Genomic DNA, 16031 nt, shown 5'->3' on the forward strand with positions numbered 1-16031 from the left:
TTTTGCAGTGTCCTTTCCTACATATACTTCTTCAGCTCTCCCAAAATGTTTTGGTCAGGGAGAATATATCCTTCCACTTCATATGCTTCGCGATCTTCGTCAAAAACGGTGCTGTTCGTCATTGTCTCAGACTTGATTCTCGACAACAGCCTTCCTTCTGAAGCGGGAATTCTCACGTCATACGGAACGAGCAGCTCCTTTTTCAGATAGTCTTCAACCGCCTGCTTAAACAGCGGCAAGTCTCCGTCTATTTTGGCGCTCGTCATGATATGCCCTCTCCCTGAAGAAGGGATGAAATCAGGCCGCTTCCGGTCTCTTTTGTTATAGACGGTTAAAACAGGAATATCGTCTGCTTCAAGTTCCTCAAGAAGGCGCTTGACTGTCGCCTCGTGGCCCTCGTAGTCTTCGTGAGAAGAATCGATCATATGAAGAATCAGATCGGCTTCTTTTACCTCTTCGAGCGTCGACCTGAAAGCCGCGATCAAAGTCGTTGGCAAATCCTGAATAAACCCGACCGTATCTGAGAGCAGCACGCTGTATCCGCTCGGGAGCGTCATTTTGCGGGTCATCGGGTCAAGTGTGGCGAACAAAAGGTTTTCTTCATAGCTGTCGGCGTCTGTAAGCCTGTTAAACCATGTCGATTTCCCTGCATTGGTGTAGCCGACAAGCGCGATTTGCAGTACGCCGTTTTTCTTTCTTCTTTCTCTGTATCTGCTTCTGTGGCGAATGACGGTAGACAGCTGAACATTGATTTCATGAATCCGGTTTCTGATATGGCGCCGGTCGGTTTCAAGCTTTGTCTCCCCTGGACCTCTTGTTCCGATTCCGCCGCCTTGCCTTGACAGGTTGATTCCCTGGCCGCTTAACCGCGGGAGGGCGTATTGCAGCTGTGCCAGCTCAATTTGCAGCTTTCCTTCCCTTGTCCTCGCGCGTTTGGCGAAAATATCAAGGATCAACTGCGTCCGGTCGATGATTTTCACGTCAAGCGTTGTGACAAGCGCTTTCAGCTGACTTGGCGACAATTCATCATTAAAAATTAAAACATCGGGCGACAGCTCTTCACAGAGCACCGCCAATTCATCTACTTTTCCTTTTCCGATATATGTAGCAGCATCCACACGGTTCCGCTTCTGCGTGACCGTGGAAACAACCGTTCCGTCGGCCGTTTTCGTCAGCGCGGCGAGCTCTTCCATCGAGTATGAAAAACGCTCATCAGACACGTGCGGAAGCTGGCATCCGACTAATATGGCTTTCTCTTTCATGACTTCCTGTTCGTTCAAGTGATCATGTTCCTTTCTTAACGTTAGTCAATAAGCAGTACTATCATAACAAACGAAGGGAGCGGTTGCCAGAAATCCTCGAAAATAAAAAAAGAACGCACCATTATACGTGCGGCGCGTCTTCCTTCAAGTCGAGATCCTGGCTTTTGATGGTTATCAAGTCATTCTTTAAGTAGCAATCCCCCATCAGCAGTCTCATCGCCTGCGACCGGATGGATTTTTCGATCAGGTTGCGGACGAAACGGCCATTGCTGAACTTCGCGGGGCTGACCGTACTTTTGACGGCCATCAGATGGTCTTTCAGCTTCCATTCAGCCTCAGGGCTGAACTGATATTCCCTTTCCGCCATCATCCGTTTTGCAATGTCCATCAGCTGGCTGACTGAGTAATCGGGAAAATCGATGCTGATCGGAAACCTTGACTGAAGGCCCGGGTTTAATGAAAGAAAATGATCCATTTCCCGCGAATATCCGGCGAGGATTAAAATAAATTCGTTGCGCTTATCCTCCATATGTTTGACTAATGTATCGATTGCCTCCTTGCCGAAGTCTTTCTCTCCGCCTCTGGCAAGGGAATAGGCTTCATCGATGAACAGGATTCCGCCCATCGCTTTTTTGATTAAATCCCTCGTTTTTTGCGCCGTATGGCCGATGTACTCACCGACGAGATCGGCGCGCTCCGCCTCGATCAGATGGCCTTTTGAGAGAACATTCATTTCGTAAAAAAGCCTGCCGATCAGCCTGGCGACGGTCGTTTTTCCGGTTCCCGGATTTCCTTTGAACATCATGTGAAGCGCCTGTTTTCCGGCCTTAAGGCCTTGTTCTTCGCGCTTTTTATTAACGAAAATCCAGGCGTAGATTTCCTTGATATTGCGCTTCATTTCCTCCATTCCGACCAGCGTGTTCATTTCCCTTTCAATTTCTTTCAGAATGCTGTGTTTGGCTTCATTTTTTTGCAGTGCGGCCTGATATTCGGCTTCAGCCTCTGAATTGGCCAAAACCTGCTTTTGACCGTTCAATATGATATTGATTTGTCCGTTGTTTTTATAAGTAACAGCCCTTTCCAACACACTCACCTCACCATTCTCTCTTTATATCCTATTCATGGCGCACTTAAGCCGTGACAGACGCCCACACGACTGCGCATTCCGATGTTTTTTGAGATGGACGGGGCAGGTCTTGTTGAAACCTGCGCTTTCCCGAGAAATACTTTATTTCTTATTGTATTCAGGTAAGCTGTGCGGACAAACCAATTTTTTATTTCTGTTTGCCTTTTCGGTAAATGCTTAACGGTTTGACATCATTATGTACTGAACCAGGGTGTAGGAATACACAAACAGTGATAAACCCCGGCTAGGCTCTTTCGCTTTATTATAGTTATCTTTCATAATAATAAGCTTTGACCCAATAATAGGTTCTACCCTTATTTTCACACCATTCAACAAATCCCTTTGATCGTTCTTTTTTAAACGTCATCCAGTCATTCATTAGATCTTGATAATAGATAAGTGCTTCGTTATTGTTTTTTCTTGTTTGTTCACATTCTACTTTGTTGTTTAACTGCAGAGACTTAGCAAGAAGTGCTGTATCTTCTTTAATATCGCCAAGATACAAATCTTCGGATATATGATGAAATGAAAACCAAAGGGCGTTCAAGTTAATATCGATTAGCGTTAATAAGGATAGTTGTTCATTCCTGCCACCAAGTCTAAGTGCATTGTTTAAGTAATCGACACAGTTTTCAGTATTTAAAAACACCCCATACCACCTATATGGTCTAGGATCTTCGGGATTATTCTTCATCCATCCCACAAGTGAAGGCTTTAAAAGTTCCTCTTCCAAAGGATACACGAGGATATGATGAATATTATCTGATTCTTCAAATAAGGCAAATAGCCAACTGGCAAAATTCTGTTGTGTATTATTATTCCACGTCCTTGCTTCATCAATAAAGGAAGATAATGCTTTAAAAGATTCCTTTCGTAACCCTTTTTCTTTGAGGAAACAAAACTTTTTAAATAATGGATATTCATCCAATCTGTCATTTTTCAAGATATTAGTTAAGACATTTACCATTGTTCACATCTCTCTTTATTCAGGATAAATTCGTAATTTTATTCTAATATCTATGATCGGCACGCTTTTCTTTAATGGATGATTTTTTTATCCACCATTGAGTGCCCTCATAAGACCCGCTTAAAACTTCTATTAATGCCAAATCACGATCATCCATGGTTTTTATGATTTTTATTCTTTTATACCTTGGTATATCAATTGTATTTACTCCATCACTCCTTAATTCAGATATACTGCCGTAGTTCTTCTCTAACGTCTCGATAGACTTAGCACCATGAATATTCCTGAGAATCTCGATTTCATCTCCAGCTTTGTATCCCCCAGATCCAGGTAAGAAAAGGACGGCTACAACTGCTAGAGCTAGAAGGACGCCAGCAATTCCATAAAACGCTTTTTTTATGAGTTCTATTAATTTATCCACGAATTTGATTATTGGATTGTTTATATAGTGGTGTTGTCTTCTTTTTACTCGTGATTGCATTCTTACGCATCTCTTTCTTGTTTTTATTTTTTTTATCGCATCCTGGTGATCATTAGGGTACTCAATATAGCTTCCGTCATCCCACTGAACAGCAATGTCTTTTCCCCAATCATCTTCAGTTCCCCTTCAGTCTCGTTTTCATCACCGGACCATGTAACCCGATTCCCTTTTAAAAAAACCTCCAAGTCTTATTTCGGATAACAACTATCCGTTTTAAACCTGAAGGTGTTTTTTATTTGTCTCATCTTATGGGGCAGTTCCCTCGTTGTTTGTTTAACAATAATGGCACGTTTCGTTTATCTGCACCATTTGCTTTTTTGAATGCGGGAGTGAATATCCGCGCGTTCTCCCTGTGTTATATTCGGGCTCCTTATCTTATGTACGTGACATTCTTTTGTCTGTCTAGATTAGTATAGACGCTCCCTTTATTCCTTCTACACTGACATAACACAGAAAGGGAAAATTTAATTTCTTATCTTTTATTAGATTTAAAACCTTTTGACACCATGTTTTTTCCTCTTTGGCCAGTCTGAATTTGCGATCAATCAAGATATAACGGCCAAAGTTTTTTGACATGCTATCTGAGTCCTTGTTTTTTTCAAGCTCCGCCATTTTTTTCAATTGGGTATCAATTGTTTTTTCTAAATTTCTGATTCGATCCTGAATCAATTTTAGAGAATCTCCCTCTTCCAACAACCAAATCGAATATACTTTAATAAGAAACTCGTCTCTATGTATTGGATCTGAAGGAGATACGGCGATCCAATTTTCTAATGCTTCCTTCCCCTTTTCTGTAATTGAATATATTTTTTTATTAGGTTTCCCTATTTGTTCTACATGCTCGTATTCAAGAAGTTCCTCTTGTTCCATTTTATTCAATAAAGGATATATTTGACTATGTTTTGCTGGCCACACTACCTCGAGGTACTGGACTAACTCATATCCTGAACAAGGTTTTCTGCCGAGAACACTCAAAATGGCATATCCTAAAGTATTTATATCATTCACCTCAATCTTTAAATGGCGGTTACTTTATACTATTTTTAAACCCAAAGGTTAAATAAGCCCTCATTAATACCCAAGTTATACATGTAGTATACACCAAAAGCAGCACTTATTACACCTGTCGCCATCCCTAGTGTTCCACTGATTGCCCCACGCTTCTTACTCAGCACAAAGGGAATACCAATGATTGTTGTAAAGAAAAGCATACCAATAACTGTTCCTGCACCGAATATAAGAATATATATTGCTGCTTCCTCCACACTCTTTACAGTACTTATCGTTAATAAGACCATGGCTCCACTTCCTGCAAGACCATGAACTAAACCGATGAATGTTGATCTTAAGTACGTTACCTTTTTATGGCGGTGCTTATGGTCACTACTGCTTTGTTTATGTTTGTCCCCATTATGTTGATGCGTATGTACATGGTTGTTTTTGAAAGAAAGAATCGTTTTAACCCCTAAATAAACGAGCATAATTCCTACTAAAAATTCTAAGGACATCGACCACTTTTCTGATATTTGACCCTTCATTACAATAACAATGATTCCAACTATAAATAAAGTTGCCGTATGACCTATCCCCCAAAATACGCCCGCTAAAGAAGCTTGCCATAACTTTTTACTTTGACTTGCAATTGTCGATACCGCAATAACATGGTCAGGTTCAATTGCATGCTTGATTCCAAAAATTAAAGCCAACAATAAAACTGAGAATAATGTACCTTCCACAAAATACATCTCCTTCTTGAATCTGAAAAAAACCAACAATTGAACAGTTGCTGGTTTTTTTAACCGTTAATATTTTCTTAAAAAACTCGGGGTTTTGTTAAACCATTCTTGGTTGAGGATATGATGAAATTCGGAAAATAGCCTTTCGATGATCTGTGTTTGATTTGCTAATACCCGTACTGAAAAGCCAGGGATAGGCAATAAAGATAAGCCTATTTTATATTCTTTTGTCTGAGTATCAATGGCCTGATATAAACGATCAAGAAGGTCATGATCTACGTTTTCATTGATCACAATCATGGAACCTAAATGAGAATAGCCTTCCATTAAACCGAGACTATCTATATTTTGTTTAGCCGGGCATAGTTTGATATGGTCATAGACTGCCAGCTCATTTTCCATATAGATTTCATTAATGAATTGAAGCATATCATAGGTGAATTTTTCTCCACTAGGAGACCATCCAGGAGTCACTATATCTGAATAAAGGAGCGTACATCCTTTTTCAATATATACCACATTTTTTTGTTTATACCGTGCATCTTGATAACCGATAAGCGGATCAGGAATGTACTCAAGATAACTGCCTTCCCTAAGGTTAAATTCCGTCTCCTGATATGCATGTGTATGAGGTGTCTTATATATTTTAGTTGCCGATTGGGTTGTTAATGTTAACCTTGCTTGTTTCTCCAGTGAAATCTTCATTTGATAGCGATCACCGTCTAAATAACCGCCGCCAGGGTTTAAAATATAATAACAGGCTTGTCCTGATTCATCATGATAAATAGGACGCATGACTTTATACGCCCCCTGAAAATATACATTTTTCGCTATGGTCTTTCCGTTTTTTTCTTCAGCGTCCAAACGCAAAACGCCTGTCCAGTCCCCCATCTTACTCCAGTCCTTTTAACAGTGCATTTTCCTTAATCCAGTCAATGACTTGATCAAGACCTTCATTCGTTTTTAAATTTGTAAAAGCGAATGGCTTGTCTCCGCGGAAAACCTTCGTATCAGATGCCATAACATCCAGGTTTGCTCCAACGAAAGGCGCTAAATCTGTTTTATTGATGATAAATAAATCAGATTTAATCATTCCTTGTCCGCCTTTACGCGGTATTTTCTCCCCTTGGGCAACATCAATAATATAGATTGAAAAGTCAACAAGTTCAGGGCTGAATGTAGCTGCCAGATTATCCCCGCCGCTTTCAACGAAAATAAGTTCAACGTCTGGATTCTTCTTCACCAGCTCATCAATGGCTGCAAAGTTCATTGAAGCGTCTTCGCGTATTGCCGTATGAGGGCAGCCGCCTGTTTCCACACCTATAATCCGATCTGCGGGAAGTACCCCGTTGTTCATTAAAAACTTGGCATCTTCTTTTGTATAAATGTCGTTTGTCACAACTGCCATACTCATTTCATCTTGCAAATGCCGGGTTAATTTTTCGACTAACATCGTTTTTCCTGCTCCTACAGGTCCTCCTACACCGATCTTAACTGGATTCATAACGAACACTTCCTTTTTTTATTAAGACATGAAAATACGAATATTTACACGTTCGTGCATCATCTGAGATAATTCTAAACCGGGGGCAACAATCCCGAATTCCTCTTCATTTAAACGTTGAATTTTTTCTGTTGCTTCGATTAAAACAGTCTGAAATTCTTGAATTGTCTTTTGACCTGCCACTTGCCCCAGAGGGACAGCCCGTACCGCATTTTGAACAAGATTTGAGACTGCTGAATACAAATAGTACAGTGTAGTCGTTGATGAAGGGACACCAAGATGATGACCTACAATCGTAAATACAATGGAGGGATGTCCAAACGATTGCTTTTGATTTATACGCTCCCGATATGTTGAAAGAATGGGTATATCATATAGGGATTCAATAAGATTTAACATCCGCTCGCCCATCCTTTGGGTTCCTTCTCTTGTTTCACGCGGCAAACTTTGAACAGTCAACATGCGATCTAATTTCCATACTGTTTGTAAATCTTCGTTCTCTAAAGCTTCATATACAAGCCGGGAAGCCAACCCATCAGAATAGATGAGCTGCTCGTTTACATACGTATGAAGCCATTGTACGAACGTTGCTTGATCATGGACTTTATCTTCTTGAATATAGGTCTCAAGACCATACGAATGACTAAAAGCCCCTATAGGGAAATTTGAATCACATAGTTGGAGTAAAGATAAAATATTAATCATGGCTATGACCGATATGGCGGAAAGCCTGTTTTACTTTTCGGTCTTCACGTTTATATGGAATTTGCAGGTCTTGAAGTAACTCTTCTACAAGATAATCATATTGAACAAGCATTTCGTCCTCTTCAAACTGCGCCGGCAGGTGGCGATTTCCTAATTGATGAGCGATCGTTCCCATTTCATTCAAGGTGCGCGGTTTGATGACTAATAAATCATCGGACAGTACATCGATGACGATCATATTTTTATCGTCCATATACAAAACATCACCAGCGACAAGGTCACGCGGTTCTTTTAAGCGTATTCCAATTTCATTGCCATGATCTGTTTTCACCCGTTGGATTCGTTTTACCAAATGAGCACTTTCGAGGTAAACTTTTTCAATATGGCGTTTTTCAATTTCCTCTTTTTCCATGTTTTCAATATTCGTTACGATTTGTTCAATGATCATGACTCTCACCTCAGAATAGGAAATATCGTTGACCCATTGGCACCTTATCAACAGGGTCACATGTAATTAATTGGCCATTTACTTTCACTTCATATGTTTGTGGATCGACCGTTATTTCAGGAGTTTCACAATTCAGCTTCATATCTTTTTTCGTTAGTTTGCGAATACCGCGAACCGGAAGAATGATTTTTTGCAGCCCAAGCTTCTCATGCACTTTGTCATCGAAAGCTGCCTGGGAAATAAACGTAATGGAAGTGCTGGACAGCGCCTTGCCAAACTGCCCATACATCGGACGGTAAATAACAGGCTGCGGTGTCGGGATAGAGGCGTTAGCATCTCCCATTAAGCTCTCTGCAACAAAGCCGCTTTTCATCACCATTTCAGGCTTCACACCGAAAAATGCTGGATTCCAGACAACGAGATCGGCCATTTTCCCTATCTCGATAGAACCGACATATTCGGAAATACCATGAGTAATGGCAGGATTAATTGTATATTTGGCAACATAACGCTTCACACGGTTGTTGTCCGAAAACTCATTGTCGCCCACGATTGTTCCTCTTTGTTTTTTCATCTTATCGGCTACTTGCCATGTACGTAAAATAACTTCTCCAATCCGTCCCATCGCTTGGGCATCAGAACTAGTCATACTGAATACACCCATATCCTGGAGAATATCCTCAGCTGCAATCGTTTCACGCCTGATACGTGAGTCAGCAAACGCCAAATCTTCTGGAATAGATGGATTCAAATGGTGACAGACCATTAACATATCTAAGTGCTCGTCTACTGTATTGACTGTATAAGGTAATGTCGGGTTCGTAGATGATGGCAGAACATTGTTAAAGCTGGCCGATTTAATTAAATCAGGAGCATGTCCTCCCCCTGCACCCTCTGTATGGTACATGTGAATGACACGATTTTTAATAGCTGCCATTGTATTTTCCATAAATCCGCCTTCGTTTAATGTATCCGCATGAAGGGCAACCTGAACGTCATATTTGTCAGCCACACTTAGGGCATGATCGATAGCTGAAGCTGTAGCGCCCCAGTCCTCATGTACTTTCAGTCCAATGGCACCAGCGCGTATTTGCTCTACAAGCGGTTCTTCTGAAGCAGCTTGTCCTTTTCCTGTAAACCCGACATTAACTGGCATGCCTTCTGCCGCTTCAAGCATTCGGTGCATATGCCACTCACCCGGTGTAACTGTAGTAGCCTTTGATCCTGCAGCAGGTCCTGTTCCTCCTCCAATTAGGGTGGTAAGACCTGAAGCTATTGCTGTTCTGATTTGCTCCGGATTAATAAAATGGACGTGAGTGTCAATTCCACCTGGAGTGACGATCATACCTTCAGCAGCAATAATTTCTGTACCAGCGCCAATCACAATATCCACATTGTCCATGATTAGCGGATTACCTGCTTTCCCGATTCCAGCAATTTTTCCATCACGAATTCCAATGTCTGCTTTATAAATACCAGTGTAATCTAAGATAACAGCATTCGTTATGACAACATCTGCTATTCCCTCTCCACGTGTAACTAAAGGGTGTTGTCCCATTCCATCACGAATAACTTTACCGCCGCCGAATACAACTTCATCTCCATATGTTGTGCAGTCTTTCTCAATTTGGATGAGCAAATCTGTATCTGCCAGACGAATAGAATCCCCTGTCGTCGGACCGTACATTTCAGCGTATTGCTTTCTTGGCATCTTGAAACTCATGATTGGTTCCCCTCTTTTTCTAATGATCCGTCCACTTTGTTATTAAATCCATATACCCGACGTTCGCCGGCGTAAGGCACTAATTCCACTTCTTTTTCATCACCGGGCTCAAAACGCACAGCTGCTCCTGCCGGAATGTTTAGTCGCTTTCCAAATGCTTCTACTCGTTTGAATTGAAGCGCTTCATTCGCTTCATAAAAATGAAAATGTGAACCTACTTGAACTGGGCGGTCACCTGTATTCGTTACAGTCAATTTAGACGCCGTTCTTCCGACATTACAAATGATATCGGTTTCTTTTAAAAATAGTTGTCCAGGTTCCATTTAAATAGCCTCCTACCAATTTTATTTAATGGGACTATGTACAGTTACAAGCTTTGTGCCGTCTGGAAATGTAGCTTCTACCTGGATATCATCAATCATTTCTGGAATGCCTTCCATTACATCTTCCCGCGACAAAATGGTTGTTCCATATTCCATCAACTCCGCAACTGTTTTTCCATCCCGTGCTCCCTCTAACACTTCATACGTTATAAGCGCTACTGCTTCCGGGTGGTTCAATTTCAATCCTCGTTCTTTACGTCGCTTCGCAAGATCTGCAGCCACAACAATCATAAGCTTGTCTACCTCACGCGGTAATAGTTGCATCATGAAACCTCCCTGTATTTTTTGTGCGAATAAAAAAGTCTGCTAAATCAAAAATGACCAAACGGAAATCACTCTATCCCTTTCTTATAGGGGAGAGTCCGTTCATTACGGACGTTAATGCTGACAGCTCCCGAAAATAAAGTGTTTCCTGCCTGTTATACAAAGAGAAAACTCCAGAACAACATGCCGATTATCATTAGATTTTCCTTCATAAATAAAATGTAAGTTTGGCCACCTTTTATTCAACTATAAAACTGAAAATATACTTGATTGCCCGCTTCCATTTGAAATGAGTATATCATTTCTTACATATATGTCAATTTATATATTTAAAAATTTACATATGATATACTGTAGATATTTAAGTCAATACTTGAAAAGAAAGGAGATGATTCATTATGCAAAAAAACAAACACCATTTATTAAGCGAGGGGGTGTTTTTCCCTTTAATAACAGCTTCTCTCAAAGGCATCTCTCAAGTCATCCTGATTGAGAATGTGATGACCGGCTTTCTAATCCTTATAGCCATCACTGTTTCTTCCTATTATTTAGGTATAATCGCTCTGTTGTCCGCTATTATCGGTACCTTAGTAGGGAAATTGGGGGCGGGAGATGAAAAGATTATAAATCAGGGTCTATTAGGATATAATTCTGTGTTAACAGGAATGGCATTGGCATTATTCTTAACTGGCCCTTACATGTGGCTTGTCGCTTTAATTGGATCTGCGGTAGCAGCCATTTTTACAGCCGCCTTAATGCATTTTACGAAAAGAACCGAAGTTCCAATTCTTACATTCCCCTTTATTATTCTGACATGGTTTATATTATTAGCTTCATACAAATTAAAAGGGATTAGATTAAGTTCTGCCCTGATACCTCAGGATTTAACACACTGGAAACTAAAGATAGCAGGAGAAGTCAATTTAATGGACGGGGTTTTCCATGGAATTGGACAAGTATTTTTTCTGAATAACACAGTATCCGGAATTTTAATTTTTCTCGCCGTATTTTGGGCAGGAAGAAAACTAGGACTTTATGCAGTTATCGGAAATGCAGTTGCTATCATCATTGCATTCCTTTTAGGAGGGGAGCGTTCTCTCATAACATCGGGTCTTTACGGGTATAACGCAATTTTAACGATTCTAGCCGTATCTGCCGTTTTTAATCGTGAACATAACCGATTTTCATTTTTATCAGGGATCATTTCAGCTTGTCTAACAGTGCCTATAACAGCAGGACTCAGCACGTATCTTTTGCCGTATGGACTCCCTGCCCTAACAATGCCGTTTGTTCTTTGTTCATGGCTGTTTCTAGGTGCAAGAAAGGTTCTGCCAAACTTATAGCATTGCCTGTTGATGATGTAAATCAGCCGACTTAGCGACAATCATTGGTATGTAAAAAGATTGAGTCGAAAGAACAGAAGAAATGCGGTAAGAGGTAACGCAAGAAATAAAAGTCATGGAAGAAAACCAAGATTATCTTACTATACTAATCTACTCGAGTTTAGACATAAATTAATGATAACTTGTGAAAAACGATGGTTAGCTAGAAGAATACATAGGCCTTGAAAACTTACCAGAAATGCCGGGATTTTTATAGGAATGTTCCATTTCATTGACACTCTCACTTCAGAAATATCTGGACTCAATCGATTACCACATGAAACAGACTTATTTTTCAAAAATGATGCTATGAGAGCGTCTCAGACATTATTCAGATTAACTGCTTGATAAGATCCTTGGGCCAGTCAGTCTGAAGGTGTGCTGCGGCCGCTGCCAGCTCTCCCCTGTAAACTGTGAAAAACCCATATTGGTGCTAGCATATTCTGATGGTGCCGCGGAAAACTGTTCCAGCTTTGTCTTCATTGATCATCGAGAGGGGCATAAATAAAGAGGATTTGGACACAGAGAGGTGAAAGTAACTGATTTGGTTAATGAAAAAAATTCTGTCTCAGGAAGAATAAGAATACAAACGATTGAGACAGAATTTTGTCTTACGGTTTACTTATACACGTAGCAAGTTCCTTGTATAACCGTAACACATGTATATGTTCTGTGATAAGATTTACCTTGGCTGTCTCTAAAGAAAACAGTTACAGTATTGTTGCCATTCCATTGGAATTGATAGGCATCTGGATACTTGTCTCGGATCGGAGTTAAATCTGGTGCGGCACTTGCCGGTAATCCAGATACCAACAGAGCCCCAGCAACTGCGACCGCTCCTGCTACTTTTTTGAGTTTGTTTTTAAACATAAATACATCCCCTTTTCATTTTGTTTACCTATTAAATGCTTGTCCATTTAATAGACACCTTGACTTTAACACCTCAAGGATGAAAAAATTGTCAAACGGTGTAGAATTGAAAAATAATTCAAAAATAATACACATTTTTACAATTGATTAAACATAACTTTAATCACTTTTCACTCAGGATTCACTTTAATTCTATTCCTAATATTTCAGAATCTGTTATATTTTAATCTCCTTAAAAACATCGTTAGTTTCTTAAACCTTCCCATTCATACCCTTACCATATTGACTCATTTAGCATCGATCCTTCCATTTTTTCGAGAGGCAAACCTGGTGCTGAAATGCTTGTGGGAATATATTTGAAAGTCGCTTCTTTACTGGCTAAAATATCTTGGTGAAATCCGGAAACCTAATCGATATTTCAGAAATGAAAAAGACCAGCCATAAACTCGCGGAGAGTTTCACGACCTGGTCTCTAATAAAAGTTATTATATATGTTAATTTAGCAGTCTCAAATTTAAATTGCTACCCTGTCAGCAACATAATATGTTGTATTTGTTGATTGATCGTAGGAAGTGCCCATTAAACTAACTGCACCCAATAACAGAATAGAGCAAATTAGCAATTTAGCTTTCATGTACTGTCCCACTCCTTTGTATTTGTCTTCTTGCCTCAACCACTCTGCGGTAAAACTCAAGTGAATCATGTAGCATTTCTTTTCCTTGTAGAAGTTCGGCCACGATGACTCCATACTCTTCTATGTCTGCATACATACCTTTTTCACTGAAGAACTCAAAGGATTCTCGAACTGCGTCAAGGTCAAATGATAAGTACAACCCGTAAATCATTTTCAGCTTTGTATGGAATTCTTGGTCCTCAAACTTTTGAGCCCACTCCTTCCCCTCGAAGTACCGATCTTCTGCTTCAATCCATTTCTCTTGCTTCGCTTTAACGTGAGAAATATTAAAGAGGGCTTTTGGCAAAAAGCTGTGCTTTTCATTTTTATAAAGTTCAGCAGCCATTTGAAAATGATTTTCTGCTTTGTAAAGTTCTTCAAGTTGATTATAACATATTCCAATATTCAAGTGTGAAGAACCAATTAAATAATCAACTTGCAATTCCTTTGCATCTGACAGTGCTTTCCTGGTATGCTCCAGGGCTTTTTCAGGATTCATTTTATCCAGCCAGTTACCAGTCATTAAAAATTGGCATTGTACTCTACGCTGGCCGTATGTTGGCTGTTTTAAATAAATCTTATATGCATGATTAGCATAATACATTGAAAAATATGTTTGTTTCATATAGTAATAAATTTCTGACAATTTGAAATAAAATTCTGCCTTTTCAACTTCATCGCTTTCAAATGAATTCAACTGATTTTCAGCATTCTGGTAGTAAGCCAAAGCATGAAGAAGTTCTTTTTGTCTGAAGTGATACATTGCTGTGAAAAAATAGTAATAATATTCGAGCATACCATTCAAATTTTTCCCGCCCTTAGTCTTTTCCCTTAACTCTTCATAATGAACCTGTATATCTTTTGCTGCTTCTGGACAAAGGTAATCCAACATCAGCTTATGACGGAATTCAAGCAATGAAAAATATATAAGAACATCCTGATTTTCTTCCATTATAGCGATCTCTTGTTTAACCTCAGATTTCATTTTTTCAGCTTCATCACCCCAGTCATTTTTAAGGGCTACATACCAATAATTCATTTTCGTTGCGACCAGATCATAAGGTATTACGCTTTTCAAAATTAAAACCCCTTTCTTCTCTGTTTTTTCTGCTACTCGACTCTTGGAAGCTTATTTAATTGTGTTGAAATATTCAGTATTTAAACGTGTGAATTTTCTTACATTTTAAAACTTTCTTCTTTACCCCTTATCATGTCTGAACGATTGGTTTTACTTAGTTTCGTAAGAGTTAATATCGCAATGCCAGCTAAAATTTCAATCAATCCCCCGACAGCGATTACTTTTCCTGCACCAAAGACAGCTGCTGCATAGCCGCTAATTAAAGCCCCTAATGGTACCATCACATGAGAGATCATTCTAATAACAGCAAATACTTGTGGCTGATCTTCATCTGCAACTGAGGTTTGAATAATGGTGTGTTCAGGCACATTTATAGCACTGATTGTTGCCCCCAAAACAAATGCTGCGAAAAGAAGTAGCAACAAGACTGAATTCATTCCTGTAATGAAAAGTGCGATTCCTTCTATAATTCCAGCGGAGACAAACAATAGTCCGTATCGGTTCACTCTCACTTTAGTTAAGATAAATCCCATTAAAAAGGCTCCGGTAGCTGTTGCTACTCTTATGAAAGAATGAATGACCGAACCGCCGCCTAAATCTTCTGAAAGATAGATAGCTGAAAGCGCCTCCCAAGGAGCTGAACCAATGTTCAACAAAATGCAGTATACGGCTAGAGGAAGCAAAATATGATGTTTTCGAACAAGTATAAAACCTCTTTTTAGCTTTTTGAAATATGCGCCTTTTGGTTTCTGTTCCTGAGCCCCTTCTTCTTTTAAGCTGTATTTAATACAGAGAACTAAACAGGCTGAAGCGATGTAAAATGGAAATATAATAAGCATTGTATAAGCAGCACCTATTACGGCAATCAATATACCGCAAATCATTAACGAGACCAATTTTACAATTTGGGCTGAAGATTCTATAGTGGCATTAGCTTTTTGAATAAGTTTGTTCTTAACAATTTGCGGAATCATGGAAATGGATGCAGGATCATAAGAAGCCCCTGTTGCCGAATGTATCAGCATTAGTGAAATAATGAACCATAATGGTGAAAATCCACTAAAATAAAAAATTGGAATGATCAGCATCAATGAAGCCCTTGTTATATCTGCGGAGAACATCCAGAACTTAAGAGTTTTTGGCTTCATAAAAGGTGAAATCAACGGTGCTATTAAAGCTTGTGGAAGAAGGGTGACAGCTATTAGCAAACCTGTTCCGACAGCCCCTTTTCCATCTAAAATGAGAAACCACAAAATAGAAGTAAAAGCAAAGCTGTCTGCGGTAATTTTCACCATTTTAGAGACAAACAGAAAGGAAAAATTTCTTTGCCACACAGTGGAGCCACTATTCATTCCTCAAAAAATCCCCCTTACAAAAATCCCTCATTTTTACAGGGTCTCACCAAAGCATATCCTATATTTGGTTTCTT

The 16031-nt window shown here is 39.7% G+C and carries 17 protein-coding genes; 1 reads left to right on the top strand and 16 read right to left on the bottom strand.

Annotated elements, in window-relative coordinates:
• Positions 1 to 17: 17 nt before the first annotated feature.
• The 13 genes from hflX to BTA31_RS10045 all read right to left on the bottom strand — a co-directional run bounded on the left by hflX (position 18) and on the right by BTA31_RS10045 (position 10599).
• The gene (gene hflX / locus BTA31_RS09985) at positions 18 to 1280 is read right to left on the bottom strand and encodes a GTPase HflX (RefSeq protein ID WP_076791223.1); all 1263 of its coding nucleotides are present in this window, start codon (positions 1278 to 1280) and stop codon (positions 18 to 20) included.
• Between the two features lie 103 nt (positions 1281 to 1383).
• Positions 1384 to 2349 (bottom strand): stage V sporulation protein K, encoded by a 966-nt coding sequence (gene spoVK, locus BTA31_RS09990; RefSeq protein ID WP_003182136.1) that lies wholly within the window; start codon positions 2347 to 2349, stop codon positions 1384 to 1386.
• A 307-nt stretch (positions 2350 to 2656) separates the two neighbouring features.
• Positions 2657 to 3355: a hypothetical protein gene (locus BTA31_RS09995; RefSeq protein ID WP_076791225.1), complete on the bottom strand. Its 699-nt coding sequence runs from the start codon at positions 3353 to 3355 to the stop codon at positions 2657 to 2659.
• A 43-nt stretch (positions 3356 to 3398) separates the two neighbouring features.
• On the bottom strand, positions 3399 to 3836 hold the full coding sequence (locus BTA31_RS10000) for a hypothetical protein (protein ID WP_076791228.1): 438 nt from the start codon (positions 3834 to 3836) through the stop codon (positions 3399 to 3401).
• Between the two features lie 402 nt (positions 3837 to 4238).
• A complete protein-coding gene (locus BTA31_RS10005) occupies positions 4239 to 4811 on the bottom strand; it encodes a PadR family transcriptional regulator (RefSeq protein WP_142243750.1) in 573 nt (190 codons plus the stop codon).
• Between the two features lie 68 nt (positions 4812 to 4879).
• On the bottom strand, positions 4880 to 5572 hold the full coding sequence (locus tag BTA31_RS10010) for a HoxN/HupN/NixA family nickel/cobalt transporter (protein WP_076791233.1): 693 nt from the start codon (positions 5570 to 5572) through the stop codon (positions 4880 to 4882).
• Between the two features lie 66 nt (positions 5573 to 5638).
• A complete protein-coding gene (locus BTA31_RS10015; RefSeq protein ID WP_076791236.1) occupies positions 5639 to 6463 on the bottom strand; it encodes an urease accessory protein UreD in 825 nt (274 codons plus the stop codon).
• Between the two features lies 1 nt (position 6464).
• Positions 6465 to 7076: an urease accessory protein UreG gene (gene ureG, locus BTA31_RS10020; RefSeq protein WP_076791239.1), complete on the bottom strand. Its 612-nt coding sequence runs from the start codon at positions 7074 to 7076 to the stop codon at positions 6465 to 6467.
• Positions 7077 to 7097: 21 nt separating this feature from the next.
• Positions 7098 to 7781, bottom strand: a complete 684-nt coding sequence (locus BTA31_RS10025) for an urease accessory protein UreF (RefSeq protein ID WP_076791242.1) — start codon at positions 7779 to 7781, stop codon at positions 7098 to 7100.
• Entirely contained in the window at positions 7774 to 8229 is a 456-nt protein-coding gene (gene ureE / locus BTA31_RS10030; RefSeq protein WP_075754488.1) for an urease accessory protein UreE, read from the bottom strand. Before ureE ends, BTA31_RS10025 begins: the two co-directional genes overlap by 8 nt.
• 10 nt (positions 8230 to 8239) lie before the next feature.
• Positions 8240 to 9952: an urease subunit alpha gene (gene ureC / locus BTA31_RS10035; RefSeq protein WP_076791245.1), complete on the bottom strand. Its 1713-nt coding sequence runs from the start codon at positions 9950 to 9952 to the stop codon at positions 8240 to 8242.
• Positions 9949 to 10275 carry an urease subunit beta gene (locus BTA31_RS10040; RefSeq protein WP_076791247.1) on the bottom strand — a complete coding sequence of 109 codons (327 nt, stop codon included), beginning with the start codon at positions 10273 to 10275 and terminating at the stop codon, positions 9949 to 9951. Before BTA31_RS10040 ends, ureC begins: the two co-directional genes overlap by 4 nt.
• Positions 10276 to 10296: 21 nt before the next feature.
• Positions 10297 to 10599 (bottom strand): urease subunit gamma, encoded by a 303-nt coding sequence (locus tag BTA31_RS10045; RefSeq protein ID WP_020451534.1) that lies wholly within the window; start codon positions 10597 to 10599, stop codon positions 10297 to 10299.
• A gap of 398 nt (positions 10600 to 10997) precedes the next feature.
• Here BTA31_RS10045 and BTA31_RS10050 point away from each other — a divergent pair, with 398 nt between their 5' ends.
• Positions 10998 to 11942 carry an urea transporter gene (locus tag BTA31_RS10050; protein ID WP_076791252.1) on the top strand — a complete coding sequence of 315 codons (945 nt, stop codon included), beginning with the start codon at positions 10998 to 11000 and terminating at the stop codon, positions 11940 to 11942.
• Between the two features lie 657 nt (positions 11943 to 12599).
• On the opposite strand, the gene BTA31_RS10055 is transcribed toward BTA31_RS10050, so the two are convergent.
• The 3 genes from BTA31_RS10055 to BTA31_RS10065 form a co-directional block, all read right to left on the bottom strand.
• A complete protein-coding gene (locus BTA31_RS10055; protein WP_043929272.1) occupies positions 12600 to 12851 on the bottom strand; it encodes a hypothetical protein in 252 nt (83 codons plus the stop codon).
• 623 nt (positions 12852 to 13474) lie between these two features.
• Positions 13475 to 14602 (bottom strand): response regulator aspartate phosphatase, encoded by a 1128-nt coding sequence (locus tag BTA31_RS10060; RefSeq protein ID WP_158039110.1) that lies wholly within the window; start codon positions 14600 to 14602, stop codon positions 13475 to 13477.
• A gap of 98 nt (positions 14603 to 14700) precedes the next feature.
• Positions 14701 to 15954, bottom strand: coding sequence for an MFS transporter (locus BTA31_RS10065; RefSeq protein WP_076791255.1), 1254 nt, complete (start codon positions 15952 to 15954; stop codon positions 14701 to 14703).
• Positions 15955 to 16031 lie beyond the last annotated feature (77 nt).

Origin of the sequence: Bacillus haynesii, assembly GCF_001969855.1 — a bacterium.
In the GTDB taxonomy this organism is placed as follows: domain Bacteria; phylum Bacillota; class Bacilli; order Bacillales; family Bacillaceae; genus Bacillus; species Bacillus haynesii.

What these genes read in the sequence shown, in the direction of transcription:
- BTA31_RS09995 (WP_076791225.1), bottom strand. Translation starts at nt 3,355, where the DNA reads ATGGTAAATGTCTTAACTAATATCTTGAAAAATGACAGATTGGATGAA.
- BTA31_RS10000 (WP_076791228.1), bottom strand. Translation starts at nt 3,836, where the DNA reads ATGCAATCACGAGTAAAAAGAAGACAACACCACTATATAAACAATCCA.
- BTA31_RS10015 (WP_076791236.1), bottom strand. Translation starts at nt 6,463, where the DNA reads ATGGGGGACTGGACAGGCGTTTTGCGTTTGGACGCTGAAGAAAAAAAC.
- ureG (WP_076791239.1), bottom strand. Translation starts at nt 7,076, where the DNA reads ATGAATCCAGTTAAGATCGGTGTAGGAGGACCTGTAGGAGCAGGAAAA.
- BTA31_RS10025 (WP_076791242.1), bottom strand. Translation starts at nt 7,781, where the DNA reads ATGATTAATATTTTATCTTTACTCCAACTATGTGATTCAAATTTCCCT.
- ureE (WP_075754488.1), bottom strand. Translation starts at nt 8,229, where the DNA reads ATGATCATTGAACAAATCGTAACGAATATTGAAAACATGGAAAAAGAG.
- ureC (WP_076791245.1), bottom strand. Translation starts at nt 9,952, where the DNA reads ATGAGTTTCAAGATGCCAAGAAAGCAATACGCTGAAATGTACGGTCCG.
- BTA31_RS10040 (WP_076791247.1), bottom strand. Translation starts at nt 10,275, where the DNA reads ATGGAACCTGGACAACTATTTTTAAAAGAAACCGATATCATTTGTAAT.
- BTA31_RS10045 (WP_020451534.1), bottom strand. Translation starts at nt 10,599, where the DNA reads ATGCAACTATTACCGCGTGAGGTAGACAAGCTTATGATTGTTGTGGCT.
- BTA31_RS10050 (WP_076791252.1), top strand. Translation starts at nt 10,998, where the DNA reads ATGCAAAAAAACAAACACCATTTATTAAGCGAGGGGGTGTTTTTCCCT.
- BTA31_RS10055 (WP_043929272.1), bottom strand. Translation starts at nt 12,851, where the DNA reads ATGTTTAAAAACAAACTCAAAAAAGTAGCAGGAGCGGTCGCAGTTGCT.
- BTA31_RS10065 (WP_076791255.1), bottom strand. Translation starts at nt 15,954, where the DNA reads ATGAATAGTGGCTCCACTGTGTGGCAAAGAAATTTTTCCTTTCTGTTT.